Raw genomic sequence first — 1074 nt, forward strand, 5'->3', positions numbered from 1 at the left:
GCTGTAGATGTGGCTGGCACAGCACCTGGCATATTTGCAACACAGTAATACAGTGAGTTATGAATCTTAAATGTTGGATCGGCATGAGTTGTTGGGTGCGAACCTTCAAAGCACCCACCTTGGTCAATTGCGACATCAACTAGAACTGAACCAGGTTTCATCTTTGCCACCATTGCATCCGTTACTAACTTAGGGGCAGCAGCACCTGGGATGAGAACTCCGCCAATTACCAGATCTGCCTGACTTACATACTCTGCAATTGAATACGGTGATGATGCGATTGTCTTCACCCGCCCTTGGAAGATGTCATCAATTTCTGCCAGCCGCTTTAAATTGATATCAAGCAAAGTGACATCGGCGCGCAATCCGACAGCCATGGATGCAGCCGATACACCAACACTGCCACCACCCAAAATAACAACCTTGCCTGGCGCGACTCCTGGCACTCCCCCGAGTAATACTCCGCGTCCTCCATTAGGGCTCTGCAACGCTGTTGCACCTACTTGAATCGACATGCGCCCAGCAACTTCAGACATTGGCGCAAGCAGTGGCAAGGTGCGATTAAATTCCACAGTTTCATAGGCAATCGCGGTTATGCCAGATTTAATGATTGCATCGGTGCATTCACGTGATGCCGCCAAATGAAGATAGGTAAAGAGAGTCTGCCCCTTGCGCATCCGTGGATATTCCTGGGCAATTGGCTCTTTGACCTTAATGATCAACTCAGACTTAGCCCACACTTCATCGGCGGTAGCAAGAATTGTGGCGCCAGCTTTTTCATATTCAGCATCTGTGATGGCAGAACCCACGCCGGCTGATTTTTCAACAAATACGGTGTGACCTGCGAGGACGAGTGCGTGGACTCCCGCTGCGGTGGTGGAGACTCGAAATTCATTGTTCTTTATTTCTTTTGGAATACCTATGCGCATGATGAACTCCTGAAGAAAGCCTCGTTTAACTTGGACTTATGTGATTCTACTCCTTAAACTCATTCCCGACGAGGCGGTAGCTCAGTTGGTTAGAGCCCCAAACTCATAATTTGGTCGTCGTCGGTTCGAGCCCGACCCGCCTCAC

At 49.4% G+C, this 1074-nt stretch carries 1 protein-coding gene and 1 tRNA gene; one reads left to right on the forward strand and one right to left on the reverse strand.

What is annotated here, in order from left to right; genetic code table 11:
• A partial coding sequence (gene ald / locus AC9UEP_RS06045; protein ID WP_509545120.1) for an alanine dehydrogenase occupies window positions 1-929 on the reverse strand: 929 nt, incomplete at its 3' end.
• Window positions 930-999: 70 nt separating this feature from the next.
• Between ald and AC9UEP_RS06050 the strand changes: the two genes are divergently transcribed.
• Window positions 1000-1073: transfer RNA gene (locus AC9UEP_RS06050), tRNA-Ile, on the forward strand.
• The last annotated feature ends 1 nt before the right edge of the window (window position 1074 follow it).

The organism is Candidatus Planktophila sp. (assembly GCF_040402315.1).
GTDB lineage: Bacteria > Actinomycetota > Actinomycetes > Nanopelagicales > Nanopelagicaceae > Planktophila.